The organism is Orrella sp. 11846 (assembly GCF_048820935.1).
GTDB lineage: Bacteria > Pseudomonadota > Gammaproteobacteria > Burkholderiales > Burkholderiaceae_B > Algicoccus.
In genome coordinates this window covers 1-17,219 of the sequence record NZ_JBMERD010000026.1, presented here as the reverse complement: position 1 = coordinate 17,219, position 17,219 = coordinate 1, and the positions used below count along the sequence as shown (strand labels likewise).

The following is a 17,219-nucleotide window of genomic DNA, read 5'->3' as shown; positions in this document are numbered from 1 at the left end:
GTTCTATTTCAAAAATATTACTGGTAACCTTGTTCATGGCGGCATTCTCCTTGGTGATTTTGGTTTCGTCACTAACAATCAACCAGAAATGCCGCCTCCTTACAAGACATTCAAACACTACTTTCGGTTATAGCTCCCACAAGAAACAAGAATGCATTGAGTATGCATTAGCCCACCCTGAAATTAGCCTCAAGCGACTTTCATCTGACTTAGGGGTTGGTTACTCAACACTGAGTAAATGGGTGCGCCAAGCCCGCCAAAATGGGGTGGAAGGCGCGAACCGTAACTTGAATGCTGACCAACAGCGAATCAAAGACCTTGAGAAAGAGAACGCCCATCTGCGCGAGGTCAATGAAATCATAAAAAAGGCGCACGTGTACTTTGTCAACAATCCAAGTCGATAAGGTACACGTTCATGGCTGAACACATTACGCATTATCGGATCAAGGCACTGTGCGAATCGTTGCAAGTCAGCCGCAGCGGTTTTTACCGCTGGCGAACACGCAAACAGGTTGTTTGCGCAGTTGATGAAGCCGTTAAAAAGGCCTTTAAAACCCATAAAGGCCGGGCAGGTGCACCGTGTTTAACCGCTGATATTCAGGCCGACGGCATGAACATTAGTGAACGTACCGTTGGCCGATCGCTTAGCAAACAAGGCCTGCACTGTCGCCATAAGCGTAAGTTTAGGAACACCACTGATTCAAACCATCAATGGCCAATTGCCCCTAACTTGCTGAACCAAAACTTTACTGTTAATAAGCCTAATGTGGCCTGGGTAGGCGACATTACTTATAGTACGCCCAGCCAGCGTAGCCCGCCTGCATGGGGGTGAAGCTGCTTGAGCATGTTTGGAATGCAGGACCCCGGAGGAGTTGACGTTGCAGTACCGGGGCATGCCCTTCCTCTGCTGCGAGAGGAAGTGAGCCGAAGCGGCGGTGACTTGCCGACACTGGCAAGGTGACGTAGTCCGTGGGAAACGGGGCTTGAGGCGAAGCGGTTACGCCAAGATAAGTCTCTAGGCTGAGCATGGGACGGTTGAGGAACACGAACCTGTTAAACCGCATCTGAGGGTTGAAATGTCACCCCTGCCCACACCGCTTTACGGGCAGGACGCGAACGGGAGCTGGGTACAGGTATGGCCCAGCGACACGAATGCTGATTGGACAAGTAGGCTGATCAGCAGGGAACTACGGAGAGCGCGCAGCTAGACCGTGGTGTTTGCGACGACTTGCGACAAGCAAGGATAAAGACTGCGACAGGCAGCCTCGCCCGTGTGTTGAGTCCAGCATGTGAACTGGGGAAGGCTTGCACAAATGCTAAGGGAGTGTGCCCCCGATGATGTGCAGGCTGGCGGAGCCCGCGTAGTAGTCCGAGGTTGGGAAAACCAGCCACATGGCGAAGGCGGGCAGTTTAAGTGGTTTGTTTGGCCGATTAATTGACCACAATGAGGTGAAGACCTTTGATAATCAGTGAAATGCAAAACAAACTGGCGATATGGTCAACCGAGGACAAAGAACGCAAGTTCGATCGACTCCTACGACTGATTGCCGACAAAGATTGGCTGAGCGAAGCGGTTCGCATTACGCTGGCCTCCAGCGGAGCACGCACGCCGGGCGTTGATGGTGTTGACAAACGTATGCTGGAAATGAATCTCCAGCACGAACTGGCGACGATACGCGAAGAGCTATTGGCGGGCTCGTACAGTCCGCTGCCTGCACGACGCGTGTATATACCGAAAGCGAACGGCAAGCTCAGGCCGCTCGGCATTCCGAGCCTGCGGGACCGGATCGTGCAACGGGCCATGCTGATGGCAATGGAGCCGATATGGGAGAGCGATTTCCACCCGGCTTCCTATGGCTTCAGACCGGCCCGTAGCGTACACCATGCGATTCGCACGGTGAAGCTTCAGCTGCAAGATAGTGGTGAACAAAGTGTCGCCGGACGCTGGGTAATCGAGGGCGACCTTGCCAGCTACTTCGATACTGTTCATCATCGTCTTCTGATGAAGGGAATCCGCAAGCGCATCGCCGACCAGCGCTTCCTCGCCCTGCTCTGGAAATTCATCAAGGCGGGCTGCGTTGATCGTGATCTGTTCCGCGCTTCGAGCGAAGGTGTTCCTCAGGGCGGTGTCATCTCACCCCTGTTGTCCAACATCATGTTGCATGAATTTGATGCGTGGATGGAACGGAACTACCTGAACAAGAAGGTGCGCAAAGATCGGTGGGCGTGGAACTTCGGCATTCTCAAGCAGCGGCCCATTGCTGTGCGAGAAAATCGGCAGTGGAAACCTGCTGTAGCCTACTGCCGGTACGCTGATGACTTTGTGATCGTAGTCAAGGGAACCCGTGAACATGCTGAGACCGTACGTGAAGCATGCCGTGAGTTCCTTGAAGGCGAACTGAAGCTCACGCTGAATATGGAGAAAACCCATATTACACATGTGAATGACGGCTTCGTCTTCCTGGGTCACCGAATCATCCGCAAGCGAGGGCCACGCGGCACTATGCGGCCTGTGACGACGATTCCGTGGGAGAAGTGCCGGGGCTTTGCCCAGAGGCTGGTCAAGCAATCGCCTTATGCTGCACGGTTGAGTCAACGATCACTTCGGTCAAGGCTTCTGGATCAATCAGACTCATCTGAGTGGCTGTGTTGATGGTCTGTGCCAGCAGTTCCTCCACACCCTCTTCACCAATCGCTTGCCGAAACCGAGACAGTTGAGATGGGACACAGGGCAGTCGATGCTCAAAATACTCCATGCCACAGAAGTACTGCCAGGTTGGTGTTTCTGCCCAGCGCGCAACGACGCCCTCATCGCTTTCATCAAACGAATGTTTGAGATACAGCAAACCAATCATTAATCGAAGTGGCAGTCTGGGTCTGCCAGCTTTAGAAATACCACCATCTTTAATCTGAATGCTTTCGCCAAACATATCAAATTGTTTAATTTTTTTAGAAGCCTTTGCTTTACGAGCAAAGGCTTCTAAAAAGATGCTTCTAAAGTTTGCCAAAGCATGCGTTGAGATAATACTGCTAGGGGGTGGCGTAAATCGATCATTTGATCTAAACGCCCGCGGAAGAAATCAAAAGGATCGTCAGCATTCAACGCAAAACTCCCAGAAAAAGGTCCAAATAGAGTCTAAACTGGGAATTGTTGTATCATTTTTTGCTCAATTAATCCATAATAATCAACATGTTATTGATTATTCAGGGGCGACTAATTAAACAATTTTTCAATGAATATTTTTCAGGCTATCAAAATAAAGAAGTTATTTCTGACAAGTACTGGGAGTTTAAAGCAGCAAACGCTATCTGCTTTAGGATTGCCCATCCCAGAGCAACACATGGGCATGGCGAATTTCGAGACAAAGTAATTCAACGAATCAATGCTCATACTTTGAGCGGACAATTTACATAACAACACATTGCAGCCTGGTCGAATGCAATCGAACTGTGTCGCATTAACCGTGGCCTGGATGACTTGCTAGGCAAAAACACACTGACCGGCCAGATCACGGCCCCCGACTATCAGGTAGTCATCAGGACGATTTCTCGTCCGGATCAAGCTCGTATTGTTGTAGACGAAATGACTGCCATGCTTTTTGATTAAGCGGCATCGATATCTTTCCTACCGCGGTGTGACGTGACCCTGTCCACGTGTGTGGCCAATGTCCGGAAACTCAAACGCTCAGCCATGCGCGCCATGGGGATTGCCAATCTGATCGTGCTTACAAACTTAACCTTTCTTCACAAATCCAACTCAGCGCAAAACCTCGCTTGTATGCCAAACTTGTCACCATTGTGGTTTTAGTAATAATAAACAAGCGCTTCAGGAGACACGCATGAAAGACCAAGTTAAAGAATGGCTAGCCTCTCAAGAAAAACAATTGATTCAATTAGCTGCCGATCTCGTGAATATTGATTCCAATAGCTATGATCAACCTGGCGTCATGCTGGTCTTTGAGCGACTCGAACAATTTTTTAATGGTCACGATATTCCGGTGCAATGGCACACACACGACGGCAAAAGAAACGCCATTTCAGTGCAACTACCCGGACAAGTCCGTGATGAGCGACCCGTACTCCTGATGGGTCACTGCGACACAGTTCACCCTACAGGCGATGCAAAAACACGGCCTTTCTCTATTGAAGGCTTTCGGGGTTATGGCCCTGGTGTGGCCGATATGAAAGCAGGTGTGGCCATGAACGCCTTTATCGTGGCAGCTTATAAACAACTGGGCGGCGCACCCAATCCGCTGTACGCTTTATTTACCTGCGATGAAGAAATTGGTTCACCCACATCCCGAACGGTGATTGAAGCGTATGCGCGCAAAGCCACCTATGTACTTAATGCCGAACCAGGTCGTCCGGAAGGTCAAGTCGTCACAGAACGTCGGGGCGGCGTTTTTATGGAAATCACAGTCACTGGCAAAGCTGCTCACTCAGGCTCCAACTTTACCAAGGGTGCTAGTGCGATTCATGAATTGGCTAAAAAAATCAATCGAATAAGTGCACTCACCGATTTAGATCGCGGCATTACGGTCAATATCGGCCTGGTCTCAGGTGGTGTCTCAGTGAACACCGTGTCACCACAAGCTCAGTGTAGTGTGGATCTGCGTATTACCAATTTGGAGGATCGCGATCGCATCGTTCAACGAATTGAGTCAATCACTCAACATTGCGATGTCGGGGGCACCCACGCCAGTCTGCGCATTATTGGTGAATTTCGCCCCATGCAAAAAACCGAACAGTCCATGGCTCTTTTTCATCTCTATCAAGAAACAGCGAAAGAAATCGGAATCGATATTCAAGAGTTTTTTGCAGGAGGTTGTGCGGACTCTGGCATTACATCGAGCATGGGTTGTGCAACCGTCTGTGCGACTGGACCTGTAGGCGGTCACACGCACACCAAGGAAGAATATGTAGAACTCAACACATTTGTGCCACGTGCGCAAATTGCAGCTGCCGTGATCGCACAACTCGATTAAATCATGATTGAGTTTTTTTCTATCCCCATGCTTGTCATTGTCGCTACGTTTTTTATGGCAGGCTTGGTCAAAGGCGTGACTGGCATGGGTTTACCGACACTCTCCATGGGTGTTTTAGGTGCCTTCATGTCGCCCGTCATTGCCGCTTCCTTATTGATTATTCCTTCATTCGTGACGAATGTCTGGCAGTTGCTGAGTGGCCCTAGCTTAGGCATTCTAATCAGACGGTTATGGCTAATGATGGTCTGCATTCTCTTAGGAACGCTTGCGGGCACTTGGCTTTTAACGCACGCCAACACAGCCTGGACCACCACGGCCTTGGGATCAGCACTGGTGATTTATGCCCTGCATGGGTTATTCGCGCGCCCCTTATCCATTGCCGCTCATTTGGAGGGCATTCTGTCTCCGATCATTGGCGCAATCACTGGCATCATTTCTGGTAGCACGGGTGTTTTTGTGATTCCAGCTGTCCCCTATCTTCAAGCTTTAGGTCTACAAAAGGATGACTTGATTCAAGCTTTAGGTCTGTCTTTCACGATTTCAACCATTGCGCTCGCAGCTGGCTTGACTATGGGCGGTCAGTTCAATGCTGGAGACCTCACACTTTCAACCCTAGCGATTATTCCTGCTTTACTGGGTATGAAAGTCGGTACCCTGATCCGTGCCCGAATCAGCATTCTTACGTTTAGACGCTGGTTTCTTATTTTTTTAGGTCTATTGGGTTTGGAGCTGATCAGTCGAATGATTCGATGATTAGCTCCAAAGTGCCCTAGCGCATCAAACTATTAATCATTTTTCAAAGGAACAGCAAATTGATCTGCATCGCCCACGATCTGCAAAAGTTCAACGGGTGTATGACCTGTACGCCCATAATGTGTGTCATTGCCTGGTGTCAAAATGACCACGCTGCCAACAGGCGTATGCACTAATTTGTTCGCATCAAACTGATCTCCCATACCTAATTCCAAATCTCCTGAAAGGACCATGACCGCCGCAGCTTTACCCTCCTTGATTCGTCCATGTGCAGGAATGTCTGAGTTTGCAGGTAACCAGATCTTCACGGCCACAACACCCGTATCCTCATCGTTATAAATACGAAAATGTTTCGCGCCTGGAATTGAGTGACGAGTCAATATAACAACTATAATGAGAATCAATTGCATCAATAACACTGAGCCTAAGGACAACTCACATAACCTATGATTTAATCTTCGCCCAGAACCAACATCTTCCTTTGTGCGTCATGCCTCGATCTAAAACGACTCATCCATCACCGTCCCTATTAAATCTCACCACACCTGTTGCTATGGGCTATATCCCGTTAGGCGCTGTCTTTGGTTTTTTATTTATTCAAGCAGAAGGTCCTTGGTGGCTTGCGATTTTCGCGAGCCTCTGGATTTATGCGGGCGCAGCACAATATATGATGATTCCGATGCTTGTCGCGGAATTATCCGTCGGCACAATCGCATTGGCGACATTCATCATTAATTTGCGTCACATTTTTTACGGTTTATCGCTCTTGAATACTTTGCCTAAAAAATGGTGGCAACGCAGCTACTGTATGTTTGCCCTAACGGATGAAACCTACTCTGTTCTAACGGCCTTACCGCCTGAGGTCAGGACACAAAAAATGACGCTCCTGGCTTTTTTAAATCAAAGTTGGTGGGTTCTCGGCACACTCATTGGCATCATTTTAGGCGCACAAGCCAAATTGGACATTGCCGGCATGGATTTTGTATTGGCTGCCTTGTTTGCTGTCCTGGCCGTTGAACAATGGCGAGCAAACCGCGACTTCACTCCGATCTGGATTGCGATCATCGCCTATCTTGTGGCTATTTTTATAATGCCAAGCCATGCCCTATTATTAGCTATTGCAATCAGTTTATTCATAAGCATTTTGCGGCCTCAAACACTCCAGGATACCCACGCATGAATACGCAATACCTCTTCATAACCGTTGTCGCCATGGGTCTGGTGACATTCGTTTTGCGTGCCTTGCCATTTATGGCAGGCAAATTCCTGCGACAGCATGTGTTTGTTAAAAAGCTTGGGGATAATTTACCCTTGGCGATTATGTGCTTACTGCTACTCGACGCTCTATATGGTCAATCGTTAAACAACTCACACAACATTTGGCAAGAACTGTTAGCTGCAGTTGTTGTCATCGTTTTTCAGCTACGCACACGGCAACCTCTGCTGAGCATTTTGGCAGGAACTGTCCTTTATGTGTTACTACGATCAATACCCTAAGCTTCAGATTTGGCTGCACGTTTAAATCCACGCAAACCCTTGTTTATAAAAAAAAACCATAACCAATAAGTCAGCTCTAGAACGTGCCAACTTGATTTGAGTCACTTGTTTACTAAAACCAAATGACTTTTTTCAATTGCCTTTGACCTTGTTGAAAAGCTGACGACTTTTTCAATCGTGAACGGGCTCGCATCATCAGGTAGAGTGCTGATCGTTCGGTGATATGTGGCTTTACTTTAAATTCGAACCGTGGTGTAAATACTGGCACATCAAGCCCAGGGCAACAAACTATACAAGTACGCGAACCGATTCATCGAATCCTCGAATGTTGGCAACTCACCTTGGACGTCATCCTTCAGATTTACGTAGCCATCCCTAGCTTGCAAACCTCACCACAAATAGGGCTTACGAAGTAATTTTCCCCGTAAAATCAAAATATTAAACAATAACTTCGGGTGACTGCGCCGATGTCACATTGTACCGTTGACAAACACTTTTCGGCCATCTGGGATGTCGAGTCATCGAAGCCGATTTTGCCGATGGCCCACTGAGTTCTGATGGTGGTGCATTGCTGTTGCGTCATGTCGACCAGAAGGTCGAAATCTCAGCCGCAGACGTGTTGTGCGAACTGCGCGCCCCCGATCGAATCACCCACTCATTGGCCAATTTGGTGGGTCAGCGCCTGTATGGATTGACGCTGGGATATGAAGATCTCAATGATCATGACCTGCTGCGCACAGACCCGTTAATACAAACAGCCATTTTCCCGAACGTTAATCTTGAAATCAGTCATCGTTTTGCTCTTCGTAGTGGTTTTTTTAGCAAACTCCAACCTACTAGAGCGTCGCGGTGACTGCCGTCATTCCGTCAGAAATTACAGTAGTTTAGGGGCTATATCCACGCCGTTGAAGGAGTGGGGAGCGCTTAGTTCCAAGCATCTTTCTGCAGATGCAACTACAATTGAGAGCCACGTTGTTGAGCGGCAACCACAGTGAGCGTGCCTTCTAAAAACACATTTTTCAGCGCCAACTGGTTAATTCTGGCACGAAGCATCACCGATTCAGACCCTACCCACCCCACTGACCGTTCTGCCCGAATTTCCGCCATGACCTCGTACTGGAAGAAATAGTGGCAAACGACTGCGAATACTATGGGTACGACCATCCTTCGTGTTCGACACGAAAAATACGCAGTGGGGCACCGGGCTTTGTCGTATCCGCACGCAGATAAAAGACCACGCGCTGCTTCTTGCCGAAGTTGGTGAAATCAACATTCATAGTGATCATGCCACGCAACATCGGCTCATGAGGATCTGGCATGGGTTCTTCAATCGTACCGTCGAAATCCTGAGCGCCATAAAGTGGATGCGCGCCAACGTTTCCCGAGGCTAGCCAGGCCACGATGTCATCAGTGAAATAGTTCCTGGCCACCGCCGGATCGAATGCACTCGGCATCTGGCTGTTCTCTGATTGGAACTGACGTTCGTAAACCTCACGCACAAGATCCTGTGCCTGGGCGATAGGATCAATCTCAGCATTCCCCGCGTAAGGCTCATGTTTCAGTGGCTGCGATGACTGCTGCAAAGGTGGAGTCGCACTGGTGTCCTCGCCCTCAGGCGTGATGAAGCGCTGCGCCACCCAGCCGGCCTTAGTCATTGCCTTATTGCGCATCAAACACCAACGTGGCGGCAGTGCTTTGATCTGCGTTTCCGTCATAGCAGTATAGTGGGCGGCAGTATAAAAAGGCACACAGGTAATTTGTTGCATATCGCGTTCATTGTGAGCGAAGGACTCAATGACCGGATAGGCAGTGCCAGGCCCCATGCGGGCATTAAGCACATCGTGAGTCCCGATACCAGTGACTCGCCATCCGTCTGGGCCGTGTCCGTCGATCTCAGCCCTTGCCGACGTTGCAAGAACCGTCAGGACGGTGGCGGTCAGCACCAACTTGATTCGACTGATGGACCTGTTGCTCATCATCATGACTTCACCTCCACGATGGCACGACCAAGCACCTTACGGCCGCTGACGTCGAGATAACGAACTTCGTAAGTACCTGGCTCTTGCGGCATTGTCAATTCCAGAGACTGCGCTCCCACGGCCTTATGCGCCACAATCCAGCTGAAATCTGCTTGATCGGCGCGAGCCAACGCAATGCGTTGGTCGGTGCTATCGCTGCCGCCGGTCCATGACACGGTGATGAGTTGACCAGCACTTGCCTGCGCCGGCGCGGAAAGCCCGGCACCATCATCCAGCGGCGCATCTTTCGCCACGACTTCGAATGGATGTCTAGCCAGCGTCCGTTTTCCTTCCTGCAGTATGTAGCGGATCTCATACAGACCCGTTGTAGTTGGCGTGTTCAGCTCTCCCTCACGCCTATCCTGAACAGTGATGTAATCGCCATACTTGCCCTCAGCAGTGCCCACGGGCACGATGGTGACATAGTCTCGTGGATGGATCGATGCAGACCAGTTAACCCGCAGTTTAGTGCCTGCGCGCACCACGGCCGGACCGCTCACCGTCACTTGCGCCTCGACCACTTCCACGGGGGCAGAAGCCAAGGTGCGACTGCCTTCTTGCAAGACATAGCGCACTTCATACAGACCGGGGTCGGAAGGCGCGGTCAACTGGTTTTCAGTGCCTTCACGCACGCGCTGATAATTGGTATACGTCCCCTCGTTCGCACCCACAGGTACAATGGTGACATAGTCTTGTGGATGAACCGAGGACGACCAAGACACTTTGAAACTCGACCCGGCTGTCACTTGGGGCGGCGCAGTGATACCCACGTCAGCCGCCACCACCTCAACAGGGGCAGAAGCCAAGGTGCGACTGCCTTCTTGCAAGACATAGCGCACTTCGTACAGACCGGGGTCGGAAGGCGCGGTCAGCTGATTTTCAGTGCCTTCACGCACGCGCTGATAATTGGTATACGTCCCCTCGTTCGCACCCACAGGTACAATGGTGACATAGTCTTGTGGATGAACCGAGGACGACCAAGACACTTTGAAACTCGACCCGGCTGTCACTTGGGGCGGCGCAGTGATGCCAACATCAGCCGCCACCACCTCAACAGGGGCAGAAGCCAAGGTGCGACTGCCTTCTTGCAAGACATAGCGCACTTCATACAGACCGGGGTCGGAAGGCGCGGTCAACTGGTTTTCAGTGCCTTCACGCACGCGCTGATAATTGGTATACGTCCCCTCGTTCGCACCCACAGGTACAATGGTGACATAGTCTTGTGGATGAACCGAGGACGACCATGAGACATTGAAGCCCGAGCCAGCTGTTACCTGCGCGGGCGCGTTAAGCTCCACGGTTGCTTCGATTGCTTGTGGTTCCGGTTCCGGCTCGGGTGCAGCCGCAGCCAGCGTCATGGGTTGCAGATCCAACACCGACTGAACTTGCGCCAGTGCCGCCTTCAATTCTTGCGCGTTTTGAGCCGGAACAAAAATGCCGCCCGTGTTCTTGGCGATGCAAGCTAGATTTTCATGGGCGTCGTCCTTGAGATCGAAGCCCACGACATGGGTAGTAAATTTCACGCCCTGTCGCGCCAATTGCCCAGCCAGTGCGCAAGGGTCTGCCTGACAAGTTTCCAGACCATCAGAGATAAGAACCACGGTGGCTGGATTATCTCGGTAAGACAACACATCGGCCGCATGTTGAACAGCGGCGGAGATTGGGGTTTTACCTCTCGGACGGATATCTCTGACTGTTTTGATAAAATGCGCCCGGTCAATCGGCCCAGGTTCAATCAAGGTCTCAATATCAGTACAGTCGCCCTGCGAGCGATGCCCGTAGGCAACAAGACCCAAGTTTGCATCATCTGGCCAACCTTCGACCAGATCGGCCATCACCTCACGAGCAATCTCGATTTTGCTCACACCATCGATTTGGCCCCACATAGAGCCCGAAGCGTCATAGACGATCATCACGTCCTCAGCCGCCGAGGCTGCTGAAAGAGGTATTGCGGTGACCGTGGCCGCAACCAGCACCGCCTTTAGAATGCTCATTATTTTCTCCTGCTGTGGAAACTGCATCATGTCTGCCGTCAGTCCTGTCTCAAGCATGCGATGCCCAATCCGCTCATTACCCCCACATCGTTCGTGAGCTTGAAAGTTTTCATCGTCTAATGCGCCGCCAACGCCGAAGTGTCACATCTGTTTCCCTACTCTATGTCAAGCGAATACAGTCTAACGGTAAAACAATGAAAGCGCCCCCTTCATTTGGAGGGGAACATACGAGACGCAGGATGTGTTAGAGGCCCTGCGGTTTAACGACTCTATTTATCGAACTTGGATCCGCCCTGCAAAAGCTTTTCGATCCCAGGCAGATAAAAAGGGTCACCAACTTGCGATTGCCCACGGCTCATGAAATCCAGCAGGCTATTATCACTTTGTATCTGTGCCGAAGTAATATTCATGAAACCAGCGACATCAGCGTATTCCAGCGTTTCATCACTGGAGTTTCGACGGGACACACGAAACCAGAACCTAGGCTGCAACACCGCGCTGAGATTGTTTAGAGTCCTATGGCATGATTGCTTCTGACAAATGTTAGAAATGCATATCGTTGCCACCCATCGACGCGACAGCCTATTCAAATAGCTTCTTGAGTGCCTCCATGTGCGGCTGCAATGCAGCACGGTCTTGCTCTGCCTTTTTTCTGGCCTCGACGTTACGTTGATGGCTTTTTTCCATACGACCCAGTATTAGCTCTTTTTGTTCAGCACTCAAGGCGTTGTCTTTTTTGATGTTCGCAACACCCTGTTGATACAAGGCATCGAGCTCTTTAGGCGACATATTGATGGACGAGGACATATAAGCCTGAGTCGTGCGGTCGCCCACGTCGGCAAACTGTTCGACGTTATCGAAGCCATGGCGCGCGGCCAGCTGACTCAAATCGGCGTATTCAGGCCCTTTGCCTTGCATCTGCGCGAGGCTGGAGCTCAGTGGTCTGGTCGGGTCGATGTGACGACGCCTAGCATCCTGATACTTTTCCCCAAGCGCCACCAACTCTGGCATCGCAGCAATAAAACGTTCAACTTGTTGTGGGGTTAGCGGATTGGCATAAGCCATGGATGACAACCCACTACAAAGCATCAAGATCAAACTGGTGCAGAGTCCGCGAAAGATTTTCATAAGCTCGATATTGAAATTTGAATTAGAACCAGCCAGCAGAGCGGACCCTGCATGAGGCATTGTACGATAGTCTCTTATCGTAATCTGTACCCGGGAACCGCACACCGTCCGTACGGACAGGATCAGCCACGCATCAACGCCCAAACTTCGTCGTGCGCAACAAGATCAAGCCAGACCATCCTGATGGGTCAGTGCTGAACTGATATTCCCCCAGCTTTTCGCAATTTTTAGCGCCAGCGGTTATGCGATCATTGTCAGCCGATCGGTGATATCCCCCGCTCAGATCTGGTTGAGTGGAATGGACAAAGCAAGCGATTAGACGCAACCGCCAAGTCGTGAGCCCTGTCCACTGTCATCACGCGCGTGCATGAACGTTCGAACACGCGCTTTCTCCAACACGGATCTGAGAGACGCTGAGTTGGTTGACTATGCGCCAATCGTTGCCCAAACAGACAACCCCACAGCTCATCGATCCCAAATACTTTGCACATCGGATGCAGCCTATTTTAAATTCCGATCTGTATTGCACACGTTTTGTGAATTCAGACATTTCAAACGTCTTGCTTACAACATCCTTGGCGTTCTGAGCGGCGTTGTTGAGGGGCAACCTCAAGCATCGATTTGCACACCAGATGCTGGCCAAGCCTTGACAAGGCAAAAGCTTAAGGTACATTGAATATGATCTGTAGTGAGGCGCACATGCAATACACCATGACGCGATGGTGGCGGCGGCTGCCGGCGACAAGCTTACTTTTTATTCTAGCTATCGCAGGCATGCGCCCAGTCTTCGCCTTCGACCCTACCACAATCACACGATTGCCGCAGCCTGTCGACGAGGTCCTGCTCGTCATCGATGGGGCAATCACACGCACCAATCGCGATGAAGCGGCACACCTCGATCTAAATGCCATACGCAGCTTGCCTGCTCACAGCTTGCACACGAACACGGTCGTCACTGACGGCGTCAAGCACTTCGAAGGGGTCCTGATGCGAGATCTTCTGGAACTGGTCGGTGCAATCGGCACCACGGTGCAAGCCAGGACACTTAACAACTACAGTGTCGACATTCCGATGAGCGACTTTTACGATTATGACGTTGTGTTAGCTTCCCATATGGACGCAACGCAATTGCTGCCTTCAGGTAAAGGTCCTCTCTGGATCGTTTACCCTCGCGACCAATGGCGTCAACTGCAAGACATACGCTATGACTATCGATGGGCCTGGCAACTGAACCGGCTCACGGTGAAATAGCTAAGAACGATGAGCCTGACGCGAGCCACCGTGTGGAGATATCTGCTACCTTTAATAGCGATCATCGTGCTGGTCATGCTGCTGGCGGTCACACTGTACCGACTCACAGGCATTCAACGCGACATGCGCAACAACGCTAGCGCCAACATGACCTGGGTCATCTATCAGACGCATGTGGAGAGCCTATTGTTCACCAATGCCGTCCAGCAAAGCCTGATCGCTCCTCATGAGGACAGCAATCTGACACACCGTTACCAAATGCTGTTAAGCCGTATCGACATCCTAAGCGACGGCCCTCAGCAGCGCGCTCTGCAAGCTATGGGTCAGGCCGAGCCCCTGCTCGAGCAAGCCCGCCTCACCCGACAACTTGGCCCACGCTTCGAACAGGGAAACATTGATCCGTCAGACTATGAATCTACCCGCCAAGTTCTACATACTTTCAACGACTTATTGCAACGTGCTTCTGGCCAAGCCATGATCACAGAATGGGAAGCAGCGGGCGCGCGTCTCGATCGCTATCGCAACGCGATGCTGACGATTTTTTTTCTGATGATTGGAATTTGGATATGCAGTGTCGTCATATCAACCCAACTGATGTGGGCACTCAAGAAAGCACGAGACAGCGAACAGATTCGATTGCGGAGCACAGAGCTACAAAAACAGCTAGAAAACGAGCGCAAGATCAGCGAACTATATCGCAGCTTCGGATCTATGGTATCCCATCAATTTCGAACCCCGCTTGCCATCATCGATGCCACCATGCAACGACTGATACGGGCCAGCGACCGCATGACAAAAGAAGAAATTCATCATCGCGCGGGCAAAGCCAGACAAGCAACTCAGCGGCTGGATCAGCTCATCGAAAACATCTTGCAAGCCGATCGTTTCATGGAGCAACTGGAGGTGGCCGTACAGTCTTGTCAACTCACGGAATTGGCGCACCAGGCAGTGTCCGAATACCGCACCATCGCGCCTGATCGGCATATATCGATTGTTGACGAAACAGAAGGTAGCTCGACTGCGCTGTGTGATCCCGTTCTGACCGTACAGATCTTGAGCAACCTGCTCTCCAACGCACTCAAATATTCCGACAAAGAGACCGATATTGCTGTACACGTGAGGCGGCAGACGGATTGGCTATGCTGCGAAGTATGCGACAAGGGTCAAGGCATCGCTGCTCACGATCTGCCGCATATATTCAAACGGTACTTTCGGGCGCCTGATGCAACCAACATCATGGGTACGGGCATTGGGCTGCATATCGCCATGACGCTGGCCACTTTGCAGAACGGCGAAATTCTGGTCAGTTCCGAGCTTGGTCAGGGCGCTTGCTTTACACTGCGTCTGCCCTGCAGCCTGAGCCATACTCATCAGTTGCAGAACCGTCGGTCAGAGCCAGCGTCAACATTGATCAACGGAGAACATCTGTGACCAATAGTCTAACTACCAATTTACAGTCAAATATCCTGTGGGTCGAGGACGATGAAGACATGCGCGACATCATCGCAGCCGAGCTGCGCGACGCAGGTTACGTTGTCCAGCAGGCGGCCAATGGCAAACAAGCCCTGGAACAGCTGTGCAACTTCCGTCCCGATCTCATTCTCTGCGATATCGCTATGCCTGTGATGGACGGCTACGAGCTACTGCAATCAGTCAGACAGACCCGTGAAGACCTGGTCAACGTACCTTTTGTGTTCTTGAGCGCGCAGGACGGATCTGGCCAGATCACTCAAGGCAAACACGCCGGCGCAGATGACTATCTCGTCAAGCCCGTGAACTTTGACCTGATGCTCGCGACCATCGCAGCGCGCCTTCGTCAGTTGCAACGAATCCAGCAATCAAACGCCCGCGCCACAGCACCCACAAGCCGCTCTACCCGACTGTCACCTTCATCCGACGGGTTGGCTTTCAGGCACTTGGTGCGAATGTTTAATATGATCACAGCAGGCATCGTGCTGTTAGACGATCAACGTCGGACAGTGTTTGCCAACGTTTCTGCCCAGCGCTTATTGCAGGACTGTGCCGATCCCGCGCTGAATCCTGAGAACACTGGCGGTTTGCCCCCAGCGCTGACTGCCTCGTCACGCGTACGCGCTGCCATCGAAGCGGCCCTGCAAGGCCAGGAATACATTGAATTCTTGTCTTTACCCCGTCGCAATGCACAGCGCGATCTGATCATCACCATCTGCGCACTCGATTGTCCGGTCGTGGAGCAGGACCCTGCCGCCGCGCTGTTCATCTCGGCGGGCGACCGCAACGAGCCAGCGCCATTAAAGGCACTGGAGACGCTTTTCAAGCTGACACCGGCAGAAGGACGCATTGCTTGGGCATTCGCCCAAGGCCTGAGACCAGAACAAATCGCGGAGGCTTTTGAGATTACCCTGACCACTGTGGCCTTTCACAAACGCAATATCTTCCAAAAAACTCAGACCAATCGGCAGGCCGATCTCATTGCTCTGTTATTAACACTTCCCGCCAGCGTCGATCGCCATTAGTGTCCAGCCCGTCTATGGGCACAGCGTCTTTTCCGTGAAGTTTCGCCCCGATAGTCAACAGACACTATGCGCGCGGACACCGGTTTTTTAGGGCAGACATCATGAGTTGAAGCCAGCCCTCGAGTTTAGCCCGCAAATTTCACCACAAATAGGATCGGCGCAGTCATTTTTACCGTAAATAAACTCGACTTTGGTCGTCTACAAAGACTCGTGATTGAAGCCGATTTTCAAGGAGGCGCCCTGAGTTCTGATGGTGGTGCCATACTGCTACGTCAGGTCGATCAACGCATCGGTCTATCGGCTGCAATTGCAGGCGCACTTCACGATCATCGGGATCCCACTCGCATTACGCACACCCATCAAGATTTAGTCGCGCAGCGCCTGTATGCGCTGGCCCAAGCTCATGAGGACTTCAACGATCATGATCAGCTTCGCAATGATCCTCTGATACAAACTGCGGTTGGTCGAATGGAGCAATTGGCCAGTAGTCCAACGCTATGCCGCTTTGAAGCCAGCGTGACCCGTGAGGAGATCATTGCTTTGAATCAGGTGCTGGTAGAGCAGTTCATCGCTTCTTTCACCCAACGCCCAAATCAGTTGATTCTGGATATTGATGCATCTGATATTCCCTTGCATGGGAATCAGGAAATGCGACAGTTTCACGGATACTACGATCACTACTGCTATTTGCCTTTGTATATTTATTGTGGTGATGCACTCCTGACTTGTGTGCTTAGAAACAGTCGCATCGATGGGGCCAAGCATGCAGCTGCTATCATCAAACTACTGGTCACCCGTTTGCGTCAGCAATGGTCTGATGTACAAATCATTGCGCGAGGGGATTCCGGTTTCTGCCGGCAATTACTGATCAATTGGTGTGAGCGCAATCAAGTGCATTACGTCATCAGTCTGGCTCGCAATGCTCGGCTACAAGAGGCTGTGAGCCATTGGGAGCGAAGGTTAAAAATTCGTCACCAACACACAGGCTGTAAGCAACGTGCGATCTACGAGTTGACCTATGGCGCTCGGGCTTGGAAAAAAGAGCGCCGTGTCATTACACGTCTGGAATATGGTCATCAAGGCAATAATCCAAGATAC

At 51.1% G+C, this 17,219-nt stretch carries 17 protein-coding genes and 2 pseudogenes; 13 read left to right on the top strand and 6 right to left on the bottom strand.

Features of this window, described 5'->3' with window-relative positions:
- The 3 genes and pseudogenes from ACOI06_RS14060 to ltrA form a co-directional block, all read left to right on the top strand.
- On the top strand, positions 1-404 hold a 404-nt coding region (locus tag ACOI06_RS14060; RefSeq protein ID WP_420663228.1), incomplete at its 5' end, for a transposase.
- Positions 405-415: 11 nt separating this feature from the next.
- Positions 416-793, top strand: a pseudogene (locus ACOI06_RS14055) (IS3 family transposase); the annotation flags it as partial.
- A 666-nt stretch (positions 794-1,459) separates the two neighbouring features.
- A pseudogene (gene ltrA / locus ACOI06_RS14050) lies at positions 1,460-2,560 on the top strand (group II intron reverse transcriptase/maturase); the annotation flags it as partial.
- A gap of 1 nt (position 2,561) precedes the next feature.
- Here ltrA and ACOI06_RS14045 read toward each other — a convergent pair.
- Complete coding sequence (locus ACOI06_RS14045; protein ID WP_420663227.1) at positions 2,562-3,008, bottom strand: transposase; 447 nt, start codon at positions 3,006-3,008, stop codon at positions 2,562-2,564.
- A 182-nt stretch (positions 3,009-3,190) separates the two neighbouring features.
- Here ACOI06_RS14045 and ACOI06_RS14040 point away from each other — a divergent pair, with 182 nt between their 5' ends.
- The 3 genes from ACOI06_RS14040 to ACOI06_RS14030 all read left to right on the top strand — a co-directional run bounded on the left by ACOI06_RS14040 (position 3,191) and on the right by ACOI06_RS14030 (position 5,738).
- Positions 3,191-3,415, top strand: coding sequence for a hypothetical protein (locus ACOI06_RS14040; RefSeq protein ID WP_420663226.1), 225 nt, complete (start codon positions 3,191-3,193; stop codon positions 3,413-3,415).
- A 424-nt stretch (positions 3,416-3,839) separates the two neighbouring features.
- Positions 3,840-4,985: a M20 family metallopeptidase gene (locus ACOI06_RS14035; RefSeq protein ID WP_420663225.1), complete on the top strand. Its 1,146-nt coding sequence runs from the start codon at positions 3,840-3,842 to the stop codon at positions 4,983-4,985.
- Between the two features lie 3 nt (positions 4,986-4,988).
- The gene (locus ACOI06_RS14030; protein ID WP_420663224.1) at positions 4,989-5,738 is read left to right on the top strand and encodes a sulfite exporter TauE/SafE family protein; all 750 of its coding nucleotides are present in this window, start codon (positions 4,989-4,991) and stop codon (positions 5,736-5,738) included.
- Positions 5,739-5,770: 32 nt separating this feature from the next.
- Here the strand turns inward: ACOI06_RS14030 and ACOI06_RS14025 are convergent, their stop codons facing one another.
- A complete protein-coding gene (locus ACOI06_RS14025) occupies positions 5,771-6,148 on the bottom strand; it encodes a hypothetical protein (protein WP_420663223.1) in 378 nt (125 codons plus the stop codon).
- 80 nt (positions 6,149-6,228) lie between these two features.
- On the opposite strand from ACOI06_RS14025, the gene ACOI06_RS14020 reads away from it, so the two are divergent.
- From ACOI06_RS14020 to ACOI06_RS14010, 3 genes are all read left to right on the top strand, one after another.
- On the top strand, positions 6,229-6,918 hold the full coding sequence (locus ACOI06_RS14020; RefSeq protein WP_420663222.1) for an AzlC family ABC transporter permease: 690 nt from the start codon (positions 6,229-6,231) through the stop codon (positions 6,916-6,918).
- Complete coding sequence (locus ACOI06_RS14015) at positions 6,915-7,235, top strand: branched-chain amino acid transporter permease (RefSeq protein ID WP_420663221.1); 321 nt, start codon at positions 6,915-6,917, stop codon at positions 7,233-7,235. The genes ACOI06_RS14020 and ACOI06_RS14015 overlap by 4 nt, the downstream gene beginning before the upstream one ends.
- Positions 7,236-7,740: 505 nt before the next feature.
- Entirely contained in the window at positions 7,741-8,088 is a 348-nt protein-coding gene (locus ACOI06_RS14010; RefSeq protein WP_420663229.1) for a transposase, read from the top strand.
- Positions 8,089-8,189: 101 nt separating this feature from the next.
- Here ACOI06_RS14010 and ACOI06_RS14005 read toward each other — a convergent pair whose 3' ends face one another.
- From ACOI06_RS14005 to ACOI06_RS13990, 4 genes are all read right to left on the bottom strand, one after another.
- Positions 8,190-8,342: a hypothetical protein gene (locus ACOI06_RS14005; protein WP_420663220.1), complete on the bottom strand. Its 153-nt coding sequence runs from the start codon at positions 8,340-8,342 to the stop codon at positions 8,190-8,192.
- A gap of 41 nt (positions 8,343-8,383) precedes the next feature.
- The gene (locus ACOI06_RS14000; RefSeq protein ID WP_420663219.1) at positions 8,384-9,214 is read right to left on the bottom strand and encodes a hypothetical protein; all 831 of its coding nucleotides are present in this window, start codon (positions 9,212-9,214) and stop codon (positions 8,384-8,386) included.
- Entirely contained in the window at positions 9,214-11,247 is a 2,034-nt protein-coding gene (locus tag ACOI06_RS13995; protein ID WP_420663218.1) for a vWA domain-containing protein, read from the bottom strand. Before ACOI06_RS13995 ends, ACOI06_RS14000 begins: the two co-directional genes overlap by 1 nt.
- A 582-nt stretch (positions 11,248-11,829) precedes the next feature.
- A complete protein-coding gene (locus ACOI06_RS13990) occupies positions 11,830-12,375 on the bottom strand; it encodes a hypothetical protein (RefSeq protein WP_420663217.1) in 546 nt (181 codons plus the stop codon).
- Positions 12,376-13,149: 774 nt separating this feature from the next.
- Between ACOI06_RS13990 and ACOI06_RS13985 the strand changes: the two genes are divergently transcribed.
- The 4 genes from ACOI06_RS13985 to ACOI06_RS13970 form a co-directional block, all read left to right on the top strand.
- Positions 13,150-13,626, top strand: coding sequence for a molybdopterin-dependent oxidoreductase (locus ACOI06_RS13985; protein WP_420663216.1), 477 nt, complete (start codon positions 13,150-13,152; stop codon positions 13,624-13,626).
- 9 nt (positions 13,627-13,635) lie between these two features.
- Complete coding sequence (locus tag ACOI06_RS13980; protein ID WP_420663215.1) at positions 13,636-15,057, top strand: sensor histidine kinase; 1,422 nt, start codon at positions 13,636-13,638, stop codon at positions 15,055-15,057.
- Positions 15,054-16,121 (top strand): response regulator, encoded by a 1,068-nt coding sequence (locus ACOI06_RS13975; RefSeq protein WP_420663214.1) that lies wholly within the window; start codon positions 15,054-15,056, stop codon positions 16,119-16,121. The genes ACOI06_RS13980 and ACOI06_RS13975 overlap by 4 nt, the downstream gene beginning before the upstream one ends.
- A gap of 210 nt (positions 16,122-16,331) precedes the next feature.
- Positions 16,332-17,219 (top strand): IS1380 family transposase (locus ACOI06_RS13970; RefSeq protein WP_420663213.1); only part of this gene is annotated, 888 nt, incomplete at its 3' end.

Coding starts and splice junctions, on each gene's coding strand:
- ACOI06_RS14040 (WP_420663226.1), top strand. CDS start 3,191: ATGTTATTGATTATTCAGGGGCGACTAATTAAACAATTTTTCAATGAA.
- ACOI06_RS14025 (WP_420663223.1), bottom strand. CDS start 6,148: ATGCAATTGATTCTCATTATAGTTGTTATATTGACTCGTCACTCAATT.
- ACOI06_RS13980 (WP_420663215.1), top strand. CDS start 13,636: ATGAGCCTGACGCGAGCCACCGTGTGGAGATATCTGCTACCTTTAATA.
- ACOI06_RS14030 (WP_420663224.1), top strand. CDS start 4,989: ATGATTGAGTTTTTTTCTATCCCCATGCTTGTCATTGTCGCTACGTTT.
- ACOI06_RS14005 (WP_420663220.1), bottom strand. CDS start 8,342: ATGGCGGAAATTCGGGCAGAACGGTCAGTGGGGTGGGTAGGGTCTGAA.
- ACOI06_RS13985 (WP_420663216.1), top strand. CDS start 13,150: ATGCGCCCAGTCTTCGCCTTCGACCCTACCACAATCACACGATTGCCG.
- ACOI06_RS14000 (WP_420663219.1), bottom strand. CDS start 9,214: ATGATGAGCAACAGGTCCATCAGTCGAATCAAGTTGGTGCTGACCGCC.
- ACOI06_RS14020 (WP_420663222.1), top strand. CDS start 6,229: ATGCCTCGATCTAAAACGACTCATCCATCACCGTCCCTATTAAATCTC.
- ACOI06_RS13995 (WP_420663218.1), bottom strand. CDS start 11,247: ATGAGCATTCTAAAGGCGGTGCTGGTTGCGGCCACGGTCACCGCAATA.
- ACOI06_RS14035 (WP_420663225.1), top strand. CDS start 3,840: ATGAAAGACCAAGTTAAAGAATGGCTAGCCTCTCAAGAAAAACAATTG.
- ACOI06_RS14015 (WP_420663221.1), top strand. CDS start 6,915: ATGAATACGCAATACCTCTTCATAACCGTTGTCGCCATGGGTCTGGTG.
- ACOI06_RS13990 (WP_420663217.1), bottom strand. CDS start 12,375: ATGAAAATCTTTCGCGGACTCTGCACCAGTTTGATCTTGATGCTTTGT.